This window comes from Nesterenkonia muleiensis, assembly GCF_003600155.1.
GTDB classification, from domain to species: domain Bacteria; phylum Actinomycetota; class Actinomycetes; order Actinomycetales; family Micrococcaceae; genus Nesterenkonia; species Nesterenkonia muleiensis.
Map to the genome: position 1 here is coordinate 1 of NZ_QWLD01000034.1, position 16,434 is coordinate 16,434.

Sequence of the window (16,434 nt, forward strand, 5' to 3'; positions counted from 1 at the left end):
GCGTGATGGCGGGCGTGAGCTCGCCGAGAGCTGAGCGGGCTTGGCCCGCCAGCGGGACCCACTCAGCCCAGCTCCATGGCGACTACCCGCCACCGACCGCGGTGCGCCTGCAGCCGCAAGGCGCAAGCTCGGGTCCTGTGCTCATCGGTGAAGATGACAGAGACCTCCCAGGCCCCGGCGCGGGGGTGAGTGGTCTGTTCGGCGTCGAAGCTCAGCCTGTGCGGCCGAGCAGTCGAGGGTGAGCGGTGCCTGGCCATAATGGCCGCCCGCTGCTCAACCTTTCTGTGGACCTCTGCATCCAGCCATCTGCGCAGCTGATTGACCGGACGCAGCCCGTTCAGCACCTCTGTTGTGGCTTGGCAGACCATGCGGGCTATGGCCACGATCTGGCGGCGTTCCTGCCGTTCACCAGCCAGCTGATCGGGGCGCTGCGAGTCGTGCTGACCAGAGGGGGCCGCCGAAGAGGAGCCCTCCGGTTCCATGGATGCCATCAGCCGCGGCACCTCGGACTCACGCTGCAGGCGGAACCTTCGGGGTCCTGAACTCAGCTGAAGCTGTGACCAGTCCTCAGCGGAGAGCGCGGACTGCTTGGCCCGCAGCGGCCTCCACGCAGAGCTCTGGTCTGGGAGCTCATCTTGGACGGTGGCCGGCTGAGGGAAGGTGGTCGCGGTCATCGGTTACTCCTGATTCGTGATGGTCGGTCTCCTTCACAGGGAGGAGGGGGCATTAACGCTCACTGGCGGGGGCACTCGTAGCACGGTGCCGGGGCGGAGGGCTCCGGGTTCGGGGCCGATCCGGTCTAGGTTGTGCCTGTGCCAACGCGGCCACTGCTGGGCGATCTCCCAGTCGGTGGCGCCGCTTCCGAGCTGGGCTGCGGCCAGGTCCCACAGTGTGTCGCCAGGACGGACTGTCGCACTGTGCTCAGCCCCGTGCCGGGATGGTGCGCCCAGATGCCGGGCTGAGGACATCATCGGTTTGGCGGGGATAAAACGAGACATTACTCACCTTTACTTCATTTTGATGACGTTTGATGCCATAAGATAATACACAAGACGCTGTGCTGTGCAACAGGGGAGTCGTAGAGTGAGAATGATCGTCGGTGAGCTTGGACCTCAGGGAGGGGTGTATGCGCTGGGAGGCGCTCTTTGCGGATCTTCAGGTGCAGTCTGCTGCGCACCGCCAGGAGCTTTTCGAGACGGAGGTGGCCGAAGCTGTCGGCTTGGAGTGGTCACGCACCATGCTGTGCGATCGCTTCCGCGCACATATCGGTCACCAGGTGACACTCCAACTGCGTGGGGGTGCGGTGGTGATGTTCACCATCGGTGCAGTGGGCAGAGATTGGCTCTCAGGAGGCGCAGGTGTCCAGGCATGGCTGATTCCGGCTGAGGCTGTGGTGTCGGTGACGGGTCTGTCCCGAAAGGCTCAGCAAGAGAGCAGCCCCTCTCGGCAGAGACTGGGGATAGGGGCGCCGCTGAGGGTGCTGGCGGCCGCCCGGGAACAGGTCGTGGTGCGGGGCTCTATGGGGGAACTGGCAGAAGGGGTGCTAGTGGGTGTCGGCGCGGACTTTCTTGACATCCGTTCCACAGGTCAGGCGCAGAGAATCACAACAATTCCGATGCGTGCTCTGAGCAGTGTGCGCAGCGCGGCCGGTCTGGGGTGAGTATTGTGAATGCCTTACCCTGAGACTTCAGTGCGATCGGCCCGCGCCTGGCGCTGCTCGGCGTAGAGCCGGTCAATGTACTCATCGAGCTTCTCCTGCTCCACTCGCCATTGCCCGCGCCCACCGATCTGGATCCCTTCCAACTCTCCCCGGTTGATCAGCGCCCGAGTCTGAGACATGGAGATGTTCAGTGCCTCCGCAACATCTGGCAGAGTGAGGAACTTGCGCATATTGTCTCCCTGACTAGCATTTGCTGACATTTGTTTCTATTGTGCCAGCTGAATCCAGGGAATCCAACACCTGGACAGCCGTGAAGACGCCCTCGCCACAGCGGTCACAATCGGTTAGCATCTGAGCACTCGTGTGCGAACAGAACGGGATTCAACCAGGAGTCGACAGTGGCCATGCTGCACAGTGCATCAGAAGAGTCAGGGGCCAGCCCCGCTGCCAGCCGTAGTGACCTCCGGCCCCCTCCGGCGAGGCGGCTTCGAGGTCCTTCCTGGCGAGATCCTCGCCTACTGGTCGGTCTGCTGCTGATTGTGGCCTCGGTGGTCTCCGTGGTCCTGTTGGTGGCAGCCCAAGACCGCACAGTGCCGGTCTACGCCGCCGATCGCGGGCTCAGCACGGGCGCGACCCTGGAGGCTGATGACCTGCGGATCGTCAACGTCCAGCTCGACGCCGCCTCGGAGCACTACATCTCCGCAGAGGCAGGTGTGCCACCGGACGCTCAGCTCAGCAGACCGGTCGGCGAGGGAGAGCTGCTGCCCAGCTCCGCACTTGTCGCGGGAGACGCAGACGGGCGCCAGCCTGTCACCGTCGAGGTGGAGCACACCCTCTCCGGCTCCGTGGAGGCTGGGCGATTAGTCGATGTCTGGACCGCCTCGGGGTTCTCCTCCGCAGAGGCCCAGGGGGATGTCTCCCTGATCGCCGCAGCTGCGGAGGTTGCAGATATCTGGGAGTCGCAGTCCACCTTCGGCACCAGCGGCGGGCTGACCATCGAGCTGTTGGTAGATCCCGAAGAGCTCCCTGGTCTGCTGACCGCCCATGGTCGCGGAGACTCAGTGACTGTGCTGCCGGCAGATCTGCGGGACCACTGATGGAACGCTGTTCGGTCGTGACCGTCGGCCAGCTGAGCACCGACCATGTGGCATCGTTGGAGGGGCTGCACACCGAGGTGACCATCTCCCGCCGCTGCGCCGACCTCGCAGAGCTCCTCGCCGCAGTCCGCACCGGCCGAGCCGATGCCGCACTGATCATCGGTGACACGGATCAGCTCACGGAGACGACAGTCGCACAGCTGCAGGAAGACACTGATGCTGTGGTGGTGATCTCCGATCTTCCGAGTGAACGAACCCGGCTTGCGCAGCTGGGCCTGACTGCCTTCGATGACGCAGTCCCGGCAACACAGCTGGCCCAGGCGCTGCACCATGGAAGGCCCGGTGGCGGGGACACTCCGCACACCACCTCCCCAGCTCCGGATCTCGGCAAAGTCGCAGAGCCTTTGGGCCCGCACAGGCGCGGCGGCGGCTCGGAAGCATCGGAGCAGGCAGAGTTTGCCGCGTTGATGGAGACCAACGGGTTTGACGCAGACGCTGAAAGGCCGGTGGATGCCCGCTTCACCGGAGCGGATGGCCACGCCGGCGCGAAACCAGCACCTGCGGTGACTGCAGTGTGGGGAATCTCCGGAGCGCCGGGGCGGACCACCGTCGCAGTGAATCTTGCCGCGGAGCTGAGCCTTGCCGGTAGGAAGGTGCTGCTGATCGATGCCGACAGCTATGCGGCGTCGGCGGCTGTTCACCTCGGTCTGCTGGAGGAGTCCGCGGGAATCGCCCAAGTGTGCCGAGCCGCAGAGTTCGGCAGCCTTGACGAGGAAGCACTGCTGCGGGCCACTCTCGAAGTGCAGATTGGCGGGGCAGGATGCGATGTGCTGACCGGCCTGCCCCGTTCCAACCGCTGGACTGAACTCCGCCCGCGGGCGCTGCAGCGGGTGTTGGAGCTCAGCCGTGCACGGTACGACCATGTGGTGGTGGACATCGGCTCCGAGATCTCCCCTGACCAAGACCTGGGCTTCGACTCCCCGGCTGTCCAGCGCAACAGTGCCGCACAGACGGTGCTGGCAGCATCCGACCACGTCATCGCCGTCGGGGCGCCTGATCCGGTGGGCTTCGTCCGGCTGACCAAGGCTGTCCAGCTCTATGCCGAGGTTCTGCCTGATGCCCCGGTGCCCGAAGTGGTCGTCAACAAGCTGCGCAAACGTGTGATCGGCCGCTCTCCCCGGCGGCAGCTGACCGAGACCTGGGGTGAGCTGGACCAAAGCCAGGGGATCTCCGCGTTCCTGCCCTGGGAACCAGAGTCCTGCGATGCCGCGCTGCGCGCCGGTCAGGTGCTCGCAGAGGCTGCTGCGGACTCACCGCTTCGTCAGCAGATCGCCGCTTTGGCCGGCGTTGAGGTGCGCCGGCGTCGTCGCAGGCTGTCCGGCCACCCCGTACAGGGCAGACGGCCCCGGCGCCGTACCAGGGACTAGCTGGGCTGCCTCGAGGGGGAAGGCTTCCGGGGCGTGCGGACGAGCGATAGGCTGGCAGGTGGTTCACCGGATCTTCAAGGGAGACGAAAGCAGGCGATGGCAGAGCAGCCCACCACACTCTGGACCCGCGACGATGATCAGTTCGGCACTCTTGCGGAAGCGTACTTCGCCAACATCGCCGAGGAGGACCTCTCAGCCATAGATTCTGCGGGCAGGGAGGACCGGGTCCAGGCGCATGTGAAACTGGCCAATTCGCGGACCAGCGCACAGCATGCTGTGGCGGTGGCGCAGATGAGTCAGCGCAGTGTGGTCCAGGTGGCCACTGACGATATGCCCTATCTCGTGGACTCGGTCACCAGCGAGATCACTCGTTGCGGACACGCGATCGCCCTGGTGGTCCATCCCATTCTGCTGACCATGCGAAGCTCACAGGACGCGAGGCTGAAAGCGGTGCAGTCACTGCCTACCCAGGGCCGTTCGCTCTCCTCCGGGGACACTCAAGCGCTGCCGAGTCTTGCGGCCTTCATCGACGAGCAGCACCGCGGCGAGGTGGAGTCGTGGATCGCTGTGGAGCTTGACCGGATCATTGATGACGAGGCGGCCGAGGCCCTGGTCGAAGGGCTGAACAAGGTGCTTGACGATGTCCGGGCCAGCCAGCGGGACCAGGCCAGCATGATCGGTCAGGCTCACCGTGCGGCCTCGACCATCCGCAGGCTGGACGGGGTGGTGGACCGCGATGAATCCGCTGAGTTCGTCGAATGGATGGCGCAGGGGAACTTCCTGTTCCTGGGTTACCGGGAGTATGAGCTCACCGGTGACCGGCACACCGCCCGCCTGGAACCGCTTCCAGGGACCGGGCTGGGCATCCTGTCAGATGTCGGCGGGGTTCCCCGGCCCAGAACCACGTCTGAGCTCTCGGCCGCCAGCCGGGCCAGGGCGCTGCAGCCCAAGGCCCTGGTCATCACCAAGGCCAACTCGCGCTCCACCGTGAGGCGCCGCACCTATATGGACTACGTGGCGGTGAAGTCTTTCGACGCTGAAGGCAAGGTCACCGGGGAGCGGCGATTCCTCGGGCTGTTCAGCCAACGTGCCTATACCCAGTCCATCTCCACCATCCCGCTGCTGCGCTCCCGCGCCAAGCAGCTGCTGGCCCGCTCCGGGTTCAGCCCGGATTCGCACTCCGGATCGGACCTGCTGCAGATCCTGGAGACCTATCCGCGCAACGAGCTGATGCAGATGGAGATCACTGAGGTGGAGGACGTCGCCTGGCAGATCCTGCAGCTCCAAGAGCGGCGCCGGGTCAAACTGTTCCTCCGTCTGGACCACTTTGGGCGTTTCATGACGGCTCTGCTGTATCTGCCGCGTGATCGGTACAACACCCAGACCCGGCGGCGGGCTGAGGATGAGCTGATGGCTCATATCGATGCTGAGTCCATCGACTTCACCGTTCGGCTTTCGGACTCTGTTCTGGCCCGTGTCTTCTTCCGGATGCGGCTCAAGCCGGAGGCGGAGGAGCTCAGCGTCAGCGTGGAGGAGCTGGAGGCGAAACTGGCCCGGGCGGTGCGCTCCTGGGGCGAGGGCATTGCCCAGCACGCCGCCTCAGCGTACTCCTCGGCTCATGCCGAGCGGATCTCCAGCAGGTGGGGCGAGGCTTTCCCGCCGGAGTACCGGGTGCTCTACGAGGTCTCCGATGCCCTGCACGATGCTGCGGAGTTCGAAACCTTGGAGGCTGAGCCCGAGGCCGGCCCGCGCCTGTACTTCTATCCCCCCGGCCAAGGCGATTCAGCACATATGCGGCTGAAGCTCTATCTCACTGATGCCAAGACGTTGACTGACACTCTGCCCATCATCGATGACTTCGGCCTGTCCCTGCTCGATGAACGCGCTTACACCATCGTCACCCCGGATGAGAAGACCTTCTACCTCTATGATCTGGGCATCTGCTATCCCGCCGAGGTGGACCCCTACGCCACCACGGAACTTTTCAAGGAGGCCTACCACCAGGTGCTCACCGGCCGGGTGGAGTCCGACGAGTTCTCCCGGCTGGTGCTGCAGCTTCAGCTGGATGTCCGTAGGGTCACCGTGCTGCGCGCCTACGCGAAGTACATGCGTCAGCTGGGTATGCCGCACTCATACGACTTCCTCGCCGATGCGCTTCTGGCCCACCCCGCGGTGACCCGGGCGCTGATTTCGGTATTCACCGCCAAATTCGACCCCACCCTGCAGTCAGGCCGCGTGGAGGCGGTTCAGGCCTGCCGGGCCAATGTGCGTACCGCACTGGAGTCGGTGAAGACCCTGGACGCAGACCGTGTGCTGTCCACCTTCCTTGACCTTGTGGAGGCCACAGACCGTACCAATCTCTATCAGGGGCACGACTGGGTGGCTCTCAAGCTGCGCCCGGAGGACATCGACGCCGCACCGGTGCCTCGGCCGGCGCATGAGATCTGGGTCTACTCCCCGCAGGTGGAGGGAACCCACCTGCGCTTCGAGCGGATCGCCCGCGGCGGACTGCGCTGGTCGGACCGGTCGGAGGATTTCCGGACTGAGGTGCTCGGCCTGGTCAAGGCCCAGATGACCAAGAACTCGGTGATTGTTCCCTCCGGGGCCAAAGGCGGGTTCTACCCCAAGCAGCTTCCTGATCCCGCAGAGGGCCGGGCGGCCTGGTTCGAGGCCGGGCGTGAAGCCTACACCACCTTCATCCGCGCACTGCTGGATGTCACCGACAATCAGCACACCGACGGTGGCGGCAGCATCACCGTGGTGCCCCCTGAGCATGTGGTCAGGCACGACGGCGACGACCCCTATCTGGTGGTCGCTGCGGATAAGGGCACAGCCTCCTTCTCCGACACCGCCAACGCCATCAGTGAGGATTATGGTCACTGGTTGGGTGATGCCTTCGCCTCGGGAGGGTCGGTGGGATATGACCATAAAGCGATGGGCATCACCGCCCGCGGTGCCTGGGAATCGGTCAAGTCTCACTTCTCCACCCTGGGCCATGACACCCAGAGCGAGGACTTCACGGTGATCGGCATCGGGGATATGGGCGGTGACGTCTTCGGCAACGGCATGCTCCTCTCCGAGCACATCCAGCTGGTCGCGGCCTTCAACCACCTCCATGTCTTCGTCGATCCGAATCCGGACCCGCAGGCTTCCTTCGCTGAGCGCCAGAGGCTCTTCACCGCTTCGAGGTCCGGCTGGGACTCCTACAGCCCAGACCTCATCTCCGAAGGCGGCGGAGTGTTCTCCCGGGAGTCCAGAAGCATTGAGATCACCTCACAGATGCGTGAGCGGTTCGGCATCGATGCTGAGCGGCTGACCCCGCCGGAGCTGATCACCGCGCTGCTCAAAGCCCCGGTTGATCTGCTCTACAACGGCGGCATCGGCACCTATGTCAAAGCCGAGCATGAATCGCACGAACAGGTGGGGGACCGCGCCAACAACGGGATCCGTATCAATGGCGCAGATCTTCGGGCCAAGGTCGTCGCCGAAGGGGGCAACCTCGGGCTGACCCAGGCCGGACGCATTGAGGCCGCCCAGCGCGGAGTGCTGATCAACACCGATGCCATCGACAACTCTGCCGGGGTGGACTGCTCCGACCATGAGGTCAACATCAAGATTCTGCTCGATGCGCTGGTGGACTCTGGACACCTGAAGTCTGAGGCCCGCAATGAGCTGCTGGAGGAGATGACCGAAGAAGTCGCCGAGCTGGTCCTGCAGACCAATGAGGACCAGAATGTCCTGCTGCTGGCCGAGCGGCACCGGCTCTCCGACTGGTCGCCGAGTTTCGGCAGGCTCATCACGTGGCTGGAGGAGCACGCAGGCCTGGACCGCCAGCTGGAGGTGCTTCCCACCGATCAGGACATGGCCGAGAGGTTGGAGGCCGGTGTGCCGCCGCTGACATCCCCGGAGCTCGCGGTGCTGGCCGCCTACGCCAAGATTCACCTCAAGGGAGACCTGGCCGGAACCCAGCTTCCCGCAGACCCCTGGCTGCGTAGCATCCTGGAAGAGTATTTCCCTCAGCAGTTGTCTTCCCAGTTCGCTGAGCAGCTGCCCAGGCACCCGTTGGCAGACCGGATCATCGCCAACGATATTGCCAATGATGTGATCAATATGGCCGGGTCCACGTTCATCTTCCGCACCTCAGAGGAGACCTTCGCCTCTCCGGGGCAAGTGGTGAGGGCTTTCATCATCGCCCGGGAGCTGTTCACACTGGAGGAGTTCGACGGCGCCCTCCGCCGGCTGCCGGTGGGGTTCCCCACCGCCTCCTGGGCAGAGACCTATGTGGATATGCGCAGGCTGCTGGACCGGGCTGTGCGCTGGCTGGTCAACCATGGCGTGGAGGGTGATTCGCTTCAGGAGGACATCGCCTCCTATTGGGAGCATGTGGAGCCGCTCTACCGGAAGCTCGATGGTCTGCTGACCGGCCCCGACGCCGAGCGCGTCGCCCAGAAACGCCACGAGGTGCTCGCCCTGGGCATGGACGAGGAGCTTGCGGGCTGGTACGCCGAACTGTTCGAGTCATTCTCCCTGCTGGACATCGCAGAAATAGCCCGTACCCACGGGCTCGACTCCCGCAGTGTGGCGGAGGTCTATTATGCCGTCTACGCGGAGTTCGACGCCGATTCACTCCTGAATCACATCACCAACCTCCCCAGAAAGGACAAATGGCAGGCCCTGGCCCGCGGCGCCCAGCGCGACGAACTGTACTTCGCACTGCGCGAGATCACTGAGTCGATCCTGACCACCACTGAGCATCAGCAGGCGGGGCAGCGCCTCGAGTCCTGGAAACAGGCGAAGTCCTCGGCACTGCAGCGGGCCGGGCGGCTCACCGAGGAGCTCCGCGGCCGCGAATACAGCATGGCGTCGATCACCGTCTTGCTGCGCCACCTGCGCGGACTGACCGGCACCTAGTCCCGGCATGGCGGTGCTCAACGAACGCCTCGACGGGAACCCGTATCTGCAGCGCGCGGATGTGGAGTGGATCCACGCGCTGCTCGGCGATTGGCAGCTGCTCTCTGACCTTGCGTTCTCCGATCTGGTGCTTTGGTTCCCCGACACTGCGGAGGGTGTTGTAGAGTCCGTGGGCCGTTCATTCGTGGCTTTGGCGCAGGCGCGGCCCTCGACCACACAGACGCTGATCCACCGGGATGTGATCGGCGACCGGATCCGGGCCGACCTGCGCCGAATGGTGGAACGGTCCTGGATGGCCAAGGTGGAGACCAACTCCTCGGATCAGGGGCAGCCCACACCGGCGAGAATGCGGGTGACTGCGATCCCCCTGGTGCGCTCCGGCCGGACAGTCGCGGTGGTGACCCTGCACTTCTCCGTCGCTGCGCTGCGCACTCCTTCCCGGATGGAGCTCACCTACCGCAGATGCGCCACCGACCTGCTCAGCATGATCGCTCAGGGGGCATGGCCGGACACCGCCCAGGAGTTCACCGCATACTCCGGGGCCCCCCGGGTGGGGGATGGGCTGCTTCGGCTTGACGCGGAGGGAAGAATCACCTTCGCCAGCCCCAACGCGGTGTCCGCTCTGTCGAGGCTGGGGGTCCAGGACGCCCTGGAGGGTCGCCCCTTGGCGGGGATCGGTGCTGAGCTGCAGCGAGCCACCGGGCTGGCTGTGGACGAGTCTCAGCCCATGATGCTCACCGGCCGCCGTGCTATGCGCGCCGAGCTGGAAGCTCACGGCGCTGCGGTGACGCTGCGCTCGATCCCGCTCCACCGGGACGGAGAGCGTTTCGCCGCGCTGGTGCTCTGCCGCGACGTCACCGAGCTGCGCCGCAGGGAGAAGCAGCTGATGAGCCGGGAGGCCACCATCAAGGAAATTCACCACCGGGTGAAGAATAATCTCCAGACAGTCTCAGCGCTGCTGCGCATGCAGTCCAGGCGGATGGACTCCCAGGAGGGGCGCGAAGGCCTGAGCCGAGCCATGCGGAGGGTCGAGACGATCGCCATGGTCCACGATTCACTCTCCCAGGGCTTGGAGGAGAGTGTGGATGTCGATGAACTAATGCGCCGTCAGCTGCGCCTGGCCGCGGAGATGGCCCAGTCCGACCGGACCGCGCAGACTTCTCTGGTGGGCAGTTTCGGCCAACTGCCTCCGGATATGGTGACGCCACTGGCACTGGTGATCACCGAGATCGTGGCCAACGCGGTGGAGCACGGGCTTCCCGGGGTTCAGCCCGCCGAGCCGCTTCAGGTGAGTCTCAGTGTCCAGAGGCATGCCGACGCCGCCGGACGCCAACGGTTGGATATCGAACTGACCGACGATGGTGTCGGCATCCCCGAACAGGACTGGGAGCCCGGACTCGGGCTGCAGATTGTACGCACCTTGGTCCGGGGTGAACTCTCAGGATCCATTGAATGGCTCCCCTGGCGAGGGGCGGATGCGGAGAGACCCGGGACACGCGTGGTGATCCGGGCCCCGATCCTGGGTTAGTTCCGGCGGCGGGGAAGCCCCCTCCGCTTCTCAGTCAGCTGGCGCTGCCCATCACGCCTCGAGTCGGCTCCATCGCTTCGCTGCGCGCCTCGTGGCGACTCTAGCTTGCGCGGCGGGCGCGGGCGGCGCGGCGCTTGAGTGCGCGGCGCTCGTCTTCTGACATGCCGCCCCAGACGCCAGCGTCCTGTCCGGTGTCCAACGCCCATTGCAGGCAGGTGTCCATCACCGGACAGCGCCGGCACACGCTCTTGGCTTCTTCGATCTGAAGAAGAGCGGGGCCGGTGTTGCCGACGGGGAAGAAGAGCTCAGGGTCCTTGTCCAGACAAGCTGCTCGGCTGCGCCAATCCATGGCGATCACTACTCCTTGTGCCTGATCTCAGGGGTGCTCAGGCCGGTTCTTGGTGTTCAGTGTTAAAGGCTGGCATGTTACGCCCAGGCAAACAAGACCTCTCAGGAGGTGAATCCCAGGAAAGCGGTGTGGGATTACTCACAATTGCGAATCATGGGTGTGTTCTATGACGGAGATGTGGCCAGAGCGCACGGTACTCTCCGCCGCAGCAATGAAGTACCTGAGCTGATCTGGGCTGCGCGCACCGGGAGCCAGGCACAGAAGCGACGCCGCAGTGCGCGCAGCCAGATCATGTCTGCCGCTGTGGGCATATGCGTGCCACAGCGCCTGGGCGAGGCCAGGGGCTGTTCGGTAGCCCATGGCGTCGAAACTGGGCAGGACCACAAGGTGAGCAAGCATCATGGCCAGGTCATCCCTGCGATGCCCTGGCCCCACGGTGTCGGCATCGATCAGAGCTGTGACGCGCCTACCATCTTCGGTGAGGAACACGTTGGCCGGGTGAAAGTCGCCGTGGCTTGGTTCTGCGGCTCCGGGTGAGGTGCTCAACTGATGCCGGATGAGCCTGGAGAGCGTACGGAGACGTTCGGGGTCAGCTCCGCCGGCAACGACAGTATCGATGAAACTCTCAAAGCGTCTGGCCGCCGGTGTCTTCGGCGGCAGCTGCAGGGCGCTCTCGGTGATGCTCTCCAGCCCAGAGAGAACTGTCTCAGGGCTGATCCGCACCCCCGGGTTCGGGGAGTTGGGCAGATACAGCAGATCTGTCATCGACACTCCTGGAGCCTGGTCCACCGCGAGAATCCCGTCACCCAGATCGGCTGCGGGCGGGGCCAGGGTGCACGCCCTGTGCCGAGCTACCAGTTCCGCGATCCTTCGAGGTCTGACCACCTTCAGGAAGACAGTGCGGAACCCCATCTCAGAACTCACCACCACCCGGTAGACCGCCCGGCGCAGCGGACGTAGTACCAGCATCTGCGACTGCTCAATCTGCAGCTCGGCTCCAAGCAGCGGAGACAACCGCTGCCTGAGCCGGTTCTCTTCCTCGACGATGTGCAGCCCTGGCAGCTCCGGATCTGACGGATGGGCCCAGATGTGCAGGATGCCCACTGCTGACTCGCAGCGTACGGCTCCGATCCGGGCGCGATCGGAGTCACCGAGTTTGCGGGTGCTGGCCACCAGGGTGATCGGGCGCCCGGAGACCTGAGCATGGAAGCGGGCTGAGGTCTCTCCGTGCGGACGTGAATAGACACGCTTGAGCTCCCATGACTCCAACTCCAGCCCGGAGGTGCGCACTGCGCGCTGCAGCAGGAGATCCATCTCTGCACTGCGCAGCAGCTGCTCAATCTCCCAATTCACCGCGACCATAGTGACAATTCTGACTGATTATCGTGATGAGAAAACTCTCATCGCATTTTGTGGCTTACGGTGCCGGAAAAATGAGAAACTATGCCGCGTGAGCGAAACGAGCGCACCTGAGGAACGGGGGTCCAAGCAGCGGTTCAGGTTTGGTCCGCTGCCCCTGTCCGTGCGCGCCCGTATTCTCACCGCAGTGGTGGGCCTAGCGGCGCTTGCTCTGGTGGTCTCCGGATATACGGCCTACTACCTGCAGCTCATGCAGGTCGAAGACCGTATCAATGCTGAGCTGGAGGCGGATGCGCAGGAGTTCGTGATGCTCAGCGGTGACGGTGTTGACCCAGAGACCGGAGAGCGGTTCGCCACACCCTCAGATCTGGTGCGCACCGCTATGACCCGGATCACTCCGACGCGGAACGAAGGTGCGATCGGCATGGTGGACGGTGAGATGGCCTACGCCTCCCGGGTCGCAGATATTGCCCTGCAGGACGACCAGGAACTGCTCGAGGCCCTGACCGGCTATGCGGTGGCCGACCGTGCCCAGTTCACCACCATCACCACCGAGCAGACCACGTATCGTGCTGTGGCGGTCCCGGTGCACGCCGGCGGTGAAGTCGTGGTCGATGGCGAGGGCAGAGACCATGAGGTCGCCGCCTTCGTCCTGGCCTATGACCAGACCGCTGAAGAGGCCTTGTTCTCCAGAATCTTCTTCACCTACGCAGGGGTCGCGGTCTTCTCCCTGCTGATTGTCGCCCTGGTGGGATACCTGGTGGCCGGCCGGCTGTTGGCCCCCATCCGGCTTCTGGCGGACACCTCCCGGCGGATCACCCGTGAGGACCTCTCCGAGCGGATCCGGGTGACTGGAAAGGACGATCTGGCTGCCATGACTCGTTCGGTCAACGAGATGCTTGATCGCCTGGAGGGCGCGTTCAACGCCCAGGAACAGCTGATCAACGACGTTAGCCACGAGCTGCGTACCCCGCTGACCATCCTGCGCGGTCATTTGGAGGTGCTCGACACCGGCGACCGTGAGGATGTGATCTCCACCCGTGAGCTCACCCTTGACGAGCTCAAACGGATGAACCGCGTGGTCGATGACCTCACCACCCTGGCCCAGGCAGACCGGCCCGATTTCGTCCAGCTCGCCCCCGTGGATCTGGGGACACTCACCGACGAGGTCTATGACAAGATCCTCGCCCTGGGCGACCGGCGCTGGCTGGTCAGTGATCGTGCCGAAGGCATGGCAGTGCTCGACCGGGAGCGCATCACCCAGGCGCTGCTGCAGCTGGCCGCCAACGCAGTGAAGTTCTCCCCGCCCGGCTCAGTGGTCTCCTTGGGCTCACGCGTTGATGGCGGTTCGGTCATGTTTACCGTCCGCGACCAGGGAACCGGCATCCCTGAGGCGGATCTGGACCGTGTGTTCGAGCGTTTCCAGCGCAGCACCACCACCCAGCCAGGCTCAGGCCTGGGCCTTCCCATCGTCAGGGCCATCGCTGAGGCGCATGCGGGAACTGTCCAGGTGGACTCCCGAGTTGATGCAGGAACCACCTTTAGCCTCATCCTGCCCGGTGCGGCTGAAAAGACCACCCAGCACCTGGCCCCGGCGCTGGGTGCTGATGCGCAGGGCAGCCAGCAGAACCCGGAGGAGAATACCCAGTGACCAATATCCTGATCATCGAGGACGAGGACCGCATTGCCTCGTTCGTAGAGAAGGGCCTGCGCTCAGCCGGCTACGCCACAGTCCGGGCGGCTACCGCAGGCGAGGGCTTCGAGTACGCGCTCAACGTCGCGGTGGATCTGGCGGTGCTGGACCTGGGGCTGCCGGATGAGGATGGGTTGCGGCTGCTCTCCCGGCTGCGCGCCAAGAAGTTCGCCGCCCCGGTGATCATCCTGACTGCCCGGGACACCCCTGCGGATACGGTCAAGGGGCTGGAGTCCGGTGCCGACGACTACATGGCCAAACCGTTCAGCATCGATGAACTCATGGCCCGCATTCGTCTGCGCCTTCGTGGGGGGTCAGCCGAAGAGCCCACCACGCTGACTGCCGGCGGGCTCACCCTGGACCTGCATTCCCGGAAAGTGCAGGTCGATGAGACGGAGCATGAACTGTCCTCCCGGGAGTTCACGCTGGCCGAGACGTTCATGCGTCATCCCGGCCAGGTGCTCTCCCGCGAGCAGCTGTTGGAGATGGTCTGGGGCTACAGCTTTGACCCCGGGTCCAACCTGGTGGACGTCTACGTGCGCTACTTGCGTGCCAAAATCGGTGCCGAGACCATCAAGACCGTCCGCGGCGTCGGCTACCGCCTCGAGGTGTAGAGCCCGCTCAAGAGGCTGGTTGCTCCCCAGGGCCGCGGTGCCGCGTTCTCCGAACCGGGCACGGGGAAGGGTTTACTCATCCATGATCCTATGGGTGCCTGCCCGGCGGGGGTCGTCTGCTCCGGTGATGGTCCCGGTATCGTAGTCTATGGTCAGTGCCTGGACAGAGCCGAAGTACGGGCGCGGCCAGGGCTGGATCTGCCAGCCCAGATTGTTGAGTTCGGTATGGATGCCGGTGAGCTGCCCCTCTTCGAGGTAGAGCAGGTTTCCCTCGGAGCGGTAGCGTGCTGAGTTGACCGCGGCTTGGAGGTCTGAGCCATGGAGCGTCCATTGGGTGATGACCGTGGACAGGGCTGGGATCAGCTGAATGCCTCCCGGGCTGCCGATAGCCATCACGGGCCGGTCCTGGTCATCGAAAACCATGGTGGGGTTCGACCAGGTGACGCTGCGCCGCCCGGGTTCTGGCTGATTGGCCTGGGAGTCGATGGTGGTGTACCGGCTCAGGGCGTTGTTGAGGAAGTACCCGTCCACGAACTGTCCTGACCCCCAGAAGTCAGTGAGAGTGTTGGTCATCGAGACCGTCAGCCCGTCCTGATCGATGACCGAGATGTGGGTGGTGTTCGGATCTGAGGTCTCCTCCGGGGCCACCGGGGCCACCGGGGCAGCCTGGGGAGTTTGGTCTGCTCCACTGGCATCGATGGTGGCGTTGGCCCCGGGGTCGGTGATCTCCTCGATCGGAACATCGACGAAGTCCGGATCACCCAGCTCGGTCTGGATGGTGTCTTCGGCGACCGCCCAGGCTCGGGAGAGCGTATCGACGTACTCGGGGGAATCTGGGGTCATCTCGGCGATGCCCTGGGCCTCAGCAATATGCAGCAGCTGGATCAGTGCCGCCCCGGGCAGGGCCGGAGCAGCAGAGACCACTTGGTAGTCACCGAGGTCTCCGCGCACCGGTTCGGTGATGACCACCTCATAGTCCTCCAGGCTCTGGGTGTTGATTCCTCCGGACTGGCTGCTCAGCGACTCAGCTAACTCACCGGTGTAGTAATCTTCCCAGCCCGCATCAGCCAGCCGCTGCAGAGTCTGGGCCAGCTCGGGCTGGGTGATGGTGTCTCCGGGGCTCAGGGGCGCCCCACCGGGGGCGAAGACGTCGATGCCGGCGAGGTACTCGGGGCCGTTGCCAGTGGTGATCCGCTCTGCCAGATAGGGTGCGACCTGGGTTCCTTCCTCTGCCAGGGCGATCGCCGGCGCGATGAGCTCCTCCCATTCCAGTTGCCCATGGTCGGCGTGCAGCTGTCCCATCCCGGCAGCGAATCCAGGGATCCCGGTCTGGCTGGCTGGTATCTGGCCCTCGGTGTTGACGACTTCGCGGTAGTCGTAGAACACCGGGTCACCCTCTGGGGCGGCCACGATGACAGAACCGCCTCCGCCTATTCCGGAGGAGACGGGTTCGACCACTGAGACCGCGAAGGCAGCAGCGATGGTGGCGTCGACGGCGTTGCCGCCCTGTTCGAGGATGTCTGTGGCCACGTCCACCGCCTCCCGGTTGCCGGCGCTGACACCCTGCTGGCTCAGATGTGGCTCTTCGGGCTCGGGCTCCGCACTGGTCTCTTCATCCTGTGGAGACTCGTCGGACTCGGCATCATTTGGCTGCTGCCCGGTGTCCGTGGTCTGCTCCGCATCCGGGGGCTCAGGGGTGTCCGCTTCGAAGATCCCGCATGATGTGACCAGCAGACTGGCCAGCGCCAGTGGCGCGATGGCTCGTACTGGGTTGCTTGGCATGGCAATGGGCATCG

At 64.6% G+C, this 16,434-nt stretch carries 13 protein-coding genes; 7 read left to right on the forward strand and 6 right to left on the reverse strand.

Translation table 11 applies throughout. The features are described from left to right. Positions 1–62: 62 nt before the first annotated feature. Both DVO78_RS08840 and DVO78_RS08845 read right to left on the reverse strand, forming a co-directional pair. Entirely contained in the window at positions 63–674 is a 612-nt protein-coding gene (locus tag DVO78_RS08840; RefSeq protein ID WP_120004453.1) for an Rv3235 family protein, read from the reverse strand. Between the two features lie 33 nt (positions 675–707). After that, complete coding sequence (locus tag DVO78_RS08845) at positions 708–998, reverse strand: LysM peptidoglycan-binding domain-containing protein (protein ID WP_202912141.1); 291 nt, start codon at positions 996–998, stop codon at positions 708–710. A gap of 101 nt (positions 999–1,099) precedes the next feature. Here DVO78_RS08845 and DVO78_RS08850 point away from each other — a divergent pair, with 101 nt between their 5' ends. Further along, on the forward strand, positions 1,100–1,660 hold the full coding sequence (locus DVO78_RS08850; protein ID WP_157983960.1) for a hypothetical protein: 561 nt from the start codon (positions 1,100–1,102) through the stop codon (positions 1,658–1,660). Between the two features lie 14 nt (positions 1,661–1,674). Here the strand turns inward: DVO78_RS08850 and DVO78_RS08855 are convergent, their stop codons facing one another. After that, the gene (locus tag DVO78_RS08855) at positions 1,675–1,920 is read right to left on the reverse strand and encodes a helix-turn-helix domain-containing protein (RefSeq protein ID WP_420799084.1); all 246 of its coding nucleotides are present in this window, start codon (positions 1,918–1,920) and stop codon (positions 1,675–1,677) included. Positions 1,921–2,064: 144 nt separating this feature from the next. Between DVO78_RS08855 and DVO78_RS08860 the strand changes: the two genes are divergently transcribed. From DVO78_RS08860 to DVO78_RS08875, 4 genes are all read left to right on the forward strand, one after another. Continuing rightward, complete coding sequence (locus DVO78_RS08860; protein ID WP_157983961.1) at positions 2,065–2,757, forward strand: CpaB family protein; 693 nt, start codon at positions 2,065–2,067, stop codon at positions 2,755–2,757. A 17-nt stretch (positions 2,758–2,774) separates the two neighbouring features. Further along, positions 2,775–4,184, forward strand: coding sequence for a CpaE/TadZ family protein (locus DVO78_RS08865; RefSeq protein WP_157983962.1), 1,410 nt, complete (start codon positions 2,775–2,777; stop codon positions 4,182–4,184). A gap of 96 nt (positions 4,185–4,280) precedes the next feature. After that, complete coding sequence (locus tag DVO78_RS08870; RefSeq protein WP_120004458.1) at positions 4,281–9,095, forward strand: NAD-glutamate dehydrogenase; 4,815 nt, start codon at positions 4,281–4,283, stop codon at positions 9,093–9,095. A gap of 7 nt (positions 9,096–9,102) precedes the next feature. After that, a complete protein-coding gene (locus DVO78_RS08875) occupies positions 9,103–10,623 on the forward strand; it encodes a sensor histidine kinase (protein WP_120004459.1) in 1,521 nt (506 codons plus the stop codon). A gap of 100 nt (positions 10,624–10,723) precedes the next feature. Here the strand turns inward: DVO78_RS08875 and DVO78_RS08880 are convergent, their stop codons facing one another. Together DVO78_RS08880 and DVO78_RS08885 are read right to left on the reverse strand one after the other, a co-directional pair. After that, a complete protein-coding gene (locus tag DVO78_RS08880; protein WP_028463811.1) occupies positions 10,724–10,972 on the reverse strand; it encodes a WhiB family transcriptional regulator in 249 nt (82 codons plus the stop codon). Between the two features lie 138 nt (positions 10,973–11,110). Then, positions 11,111–12,334: a phosphotransferase family protein gene (locus DVO78_RS08885; protein WP_120004460.1), complete on the reverse strand. Its 1,224-nt coding sequence runs from the start codon at positions 12,332–12,334 to the stop codon at positions 11,111–11,113. An 88-nt stretch (positions 12,335–12,422) separates the two neighbouring features. On the opposite strand from DVO78_RS08885, the gene DVO78_RS08890 reads away from it, so the two are divergent. Then, positions 12,423–13,982 carry a sensor histidine kinase gene (locus DVO78_RS08890; protein WP_238385217.1) on the forward strand — a complete coding sequence of 520 codons (1,560 nt, stop codon included), beginning with the start codon at positions 12,423–12,425 and terminating at the stop codon, positions 13,980–13,982. Further along, positions 13,979–14,638, forward strand: coding sequence for a response regulator transcription factor (locus tag DVO78_RS08895; RefSeq protein ID WP_120004461.1), 660 nt, complete (start codon positions 13,979–13,981; stop codon positions 14,636–14,638). The genes DVO78_RS08890 and DVO78_RS08895 overlap by 4 nt, the downstream gene beginning before the upstream one ends. A 72-nt stretch (positions 14,639–14,710) precedes the next feature. On the opposite strand, the gene DVO78_RS08900 is transcribed toward DVO78_RS08895, so the two are convergent. Beyond that, complete coding sequence (locus DVO78_RS08900; protein ID WP_120004462.1) at positions 14,711–16,432, reverse strand: gamma-glutamyltransferase family protein; 1,722 nt, start codon at positions 16,430–16,432, stop codon at positions 14,711–14,713. Between the last annotated feature and the right edge of the window lie 2 nt (positions 16,433–16,434).

What these genes read in the sequence shown, in the direction of transcription:
- DVO78_RS08855 (WP_420799084.1), bottom strand. Translation starts at nt 1,920, where the DNA reads ATGTCAGCAAATGCTAGTCAGGGAGACAATATGCGCAAGTTCCTCACT.
- DVO78_RS08880 (WP_028463811.1), bottom strand. Translation starts at nt 10,972, where the DNA reads ATGGATTGGCGCAGCCGAGCAGCTTGTCTGGACAAGGACCCTGAGCTC.
- DVO78_RS08900 (WP_120004462.1), bottom strand. Translation starts at nt 16,432, where the DNA reads ATGCCCATTGCCATGCCAAGCAACCCAGTACGAGCCATCGCGCCACTG.
- DVO78_RS08875 (WP_120004459.1), top strand. Translation starts at nt 9,103, where the DNA reads ATGGCGGTGCTCAACGAACGCCTCGACGGGAACCCGTATCTGCAGCGC.
- DVO78_RS08840 (WP_120004453.1), bottom strand. Translation starts at nt 674, where the DNA reads ATGACCGCGACCACCTTCCCTCAGCCGGCCACCGTCCAAGATGAGCTC.
- DVO78_RS08885 (WP_120004460.1), bottom strand. Translation starts at nt 12,334, where the DNA reads ATGGTCGCGGTGAATTGGGAGATTGAGCAGCTGCTGCGCAGTGCAGAG.
- DVO78_RS08860 (WP_157983961.1), top strand. Translation starts at nt 2,065, where the DNA reads ATGCTGCACAGTGCATCAGAAGAGTCAGGGGCCAGCCCCGCTGCCAGC.
- DVO78_RS08870 (WP_120004458.1), top strand. Translation starts at nt 4,281, where the DNA reads ATGGCAGAGCAGCCCACCACACTCTGGACCCGCGACGATGATCAGTTC.
- DVO78_RS08845 (WP_202912141.1), bottom strand. Translation starts at nt 998, where the DNA reads ATGTCTCGTTTTATCCCCGCCAAACCGATGATGTCCTCAGCCCGGCAT.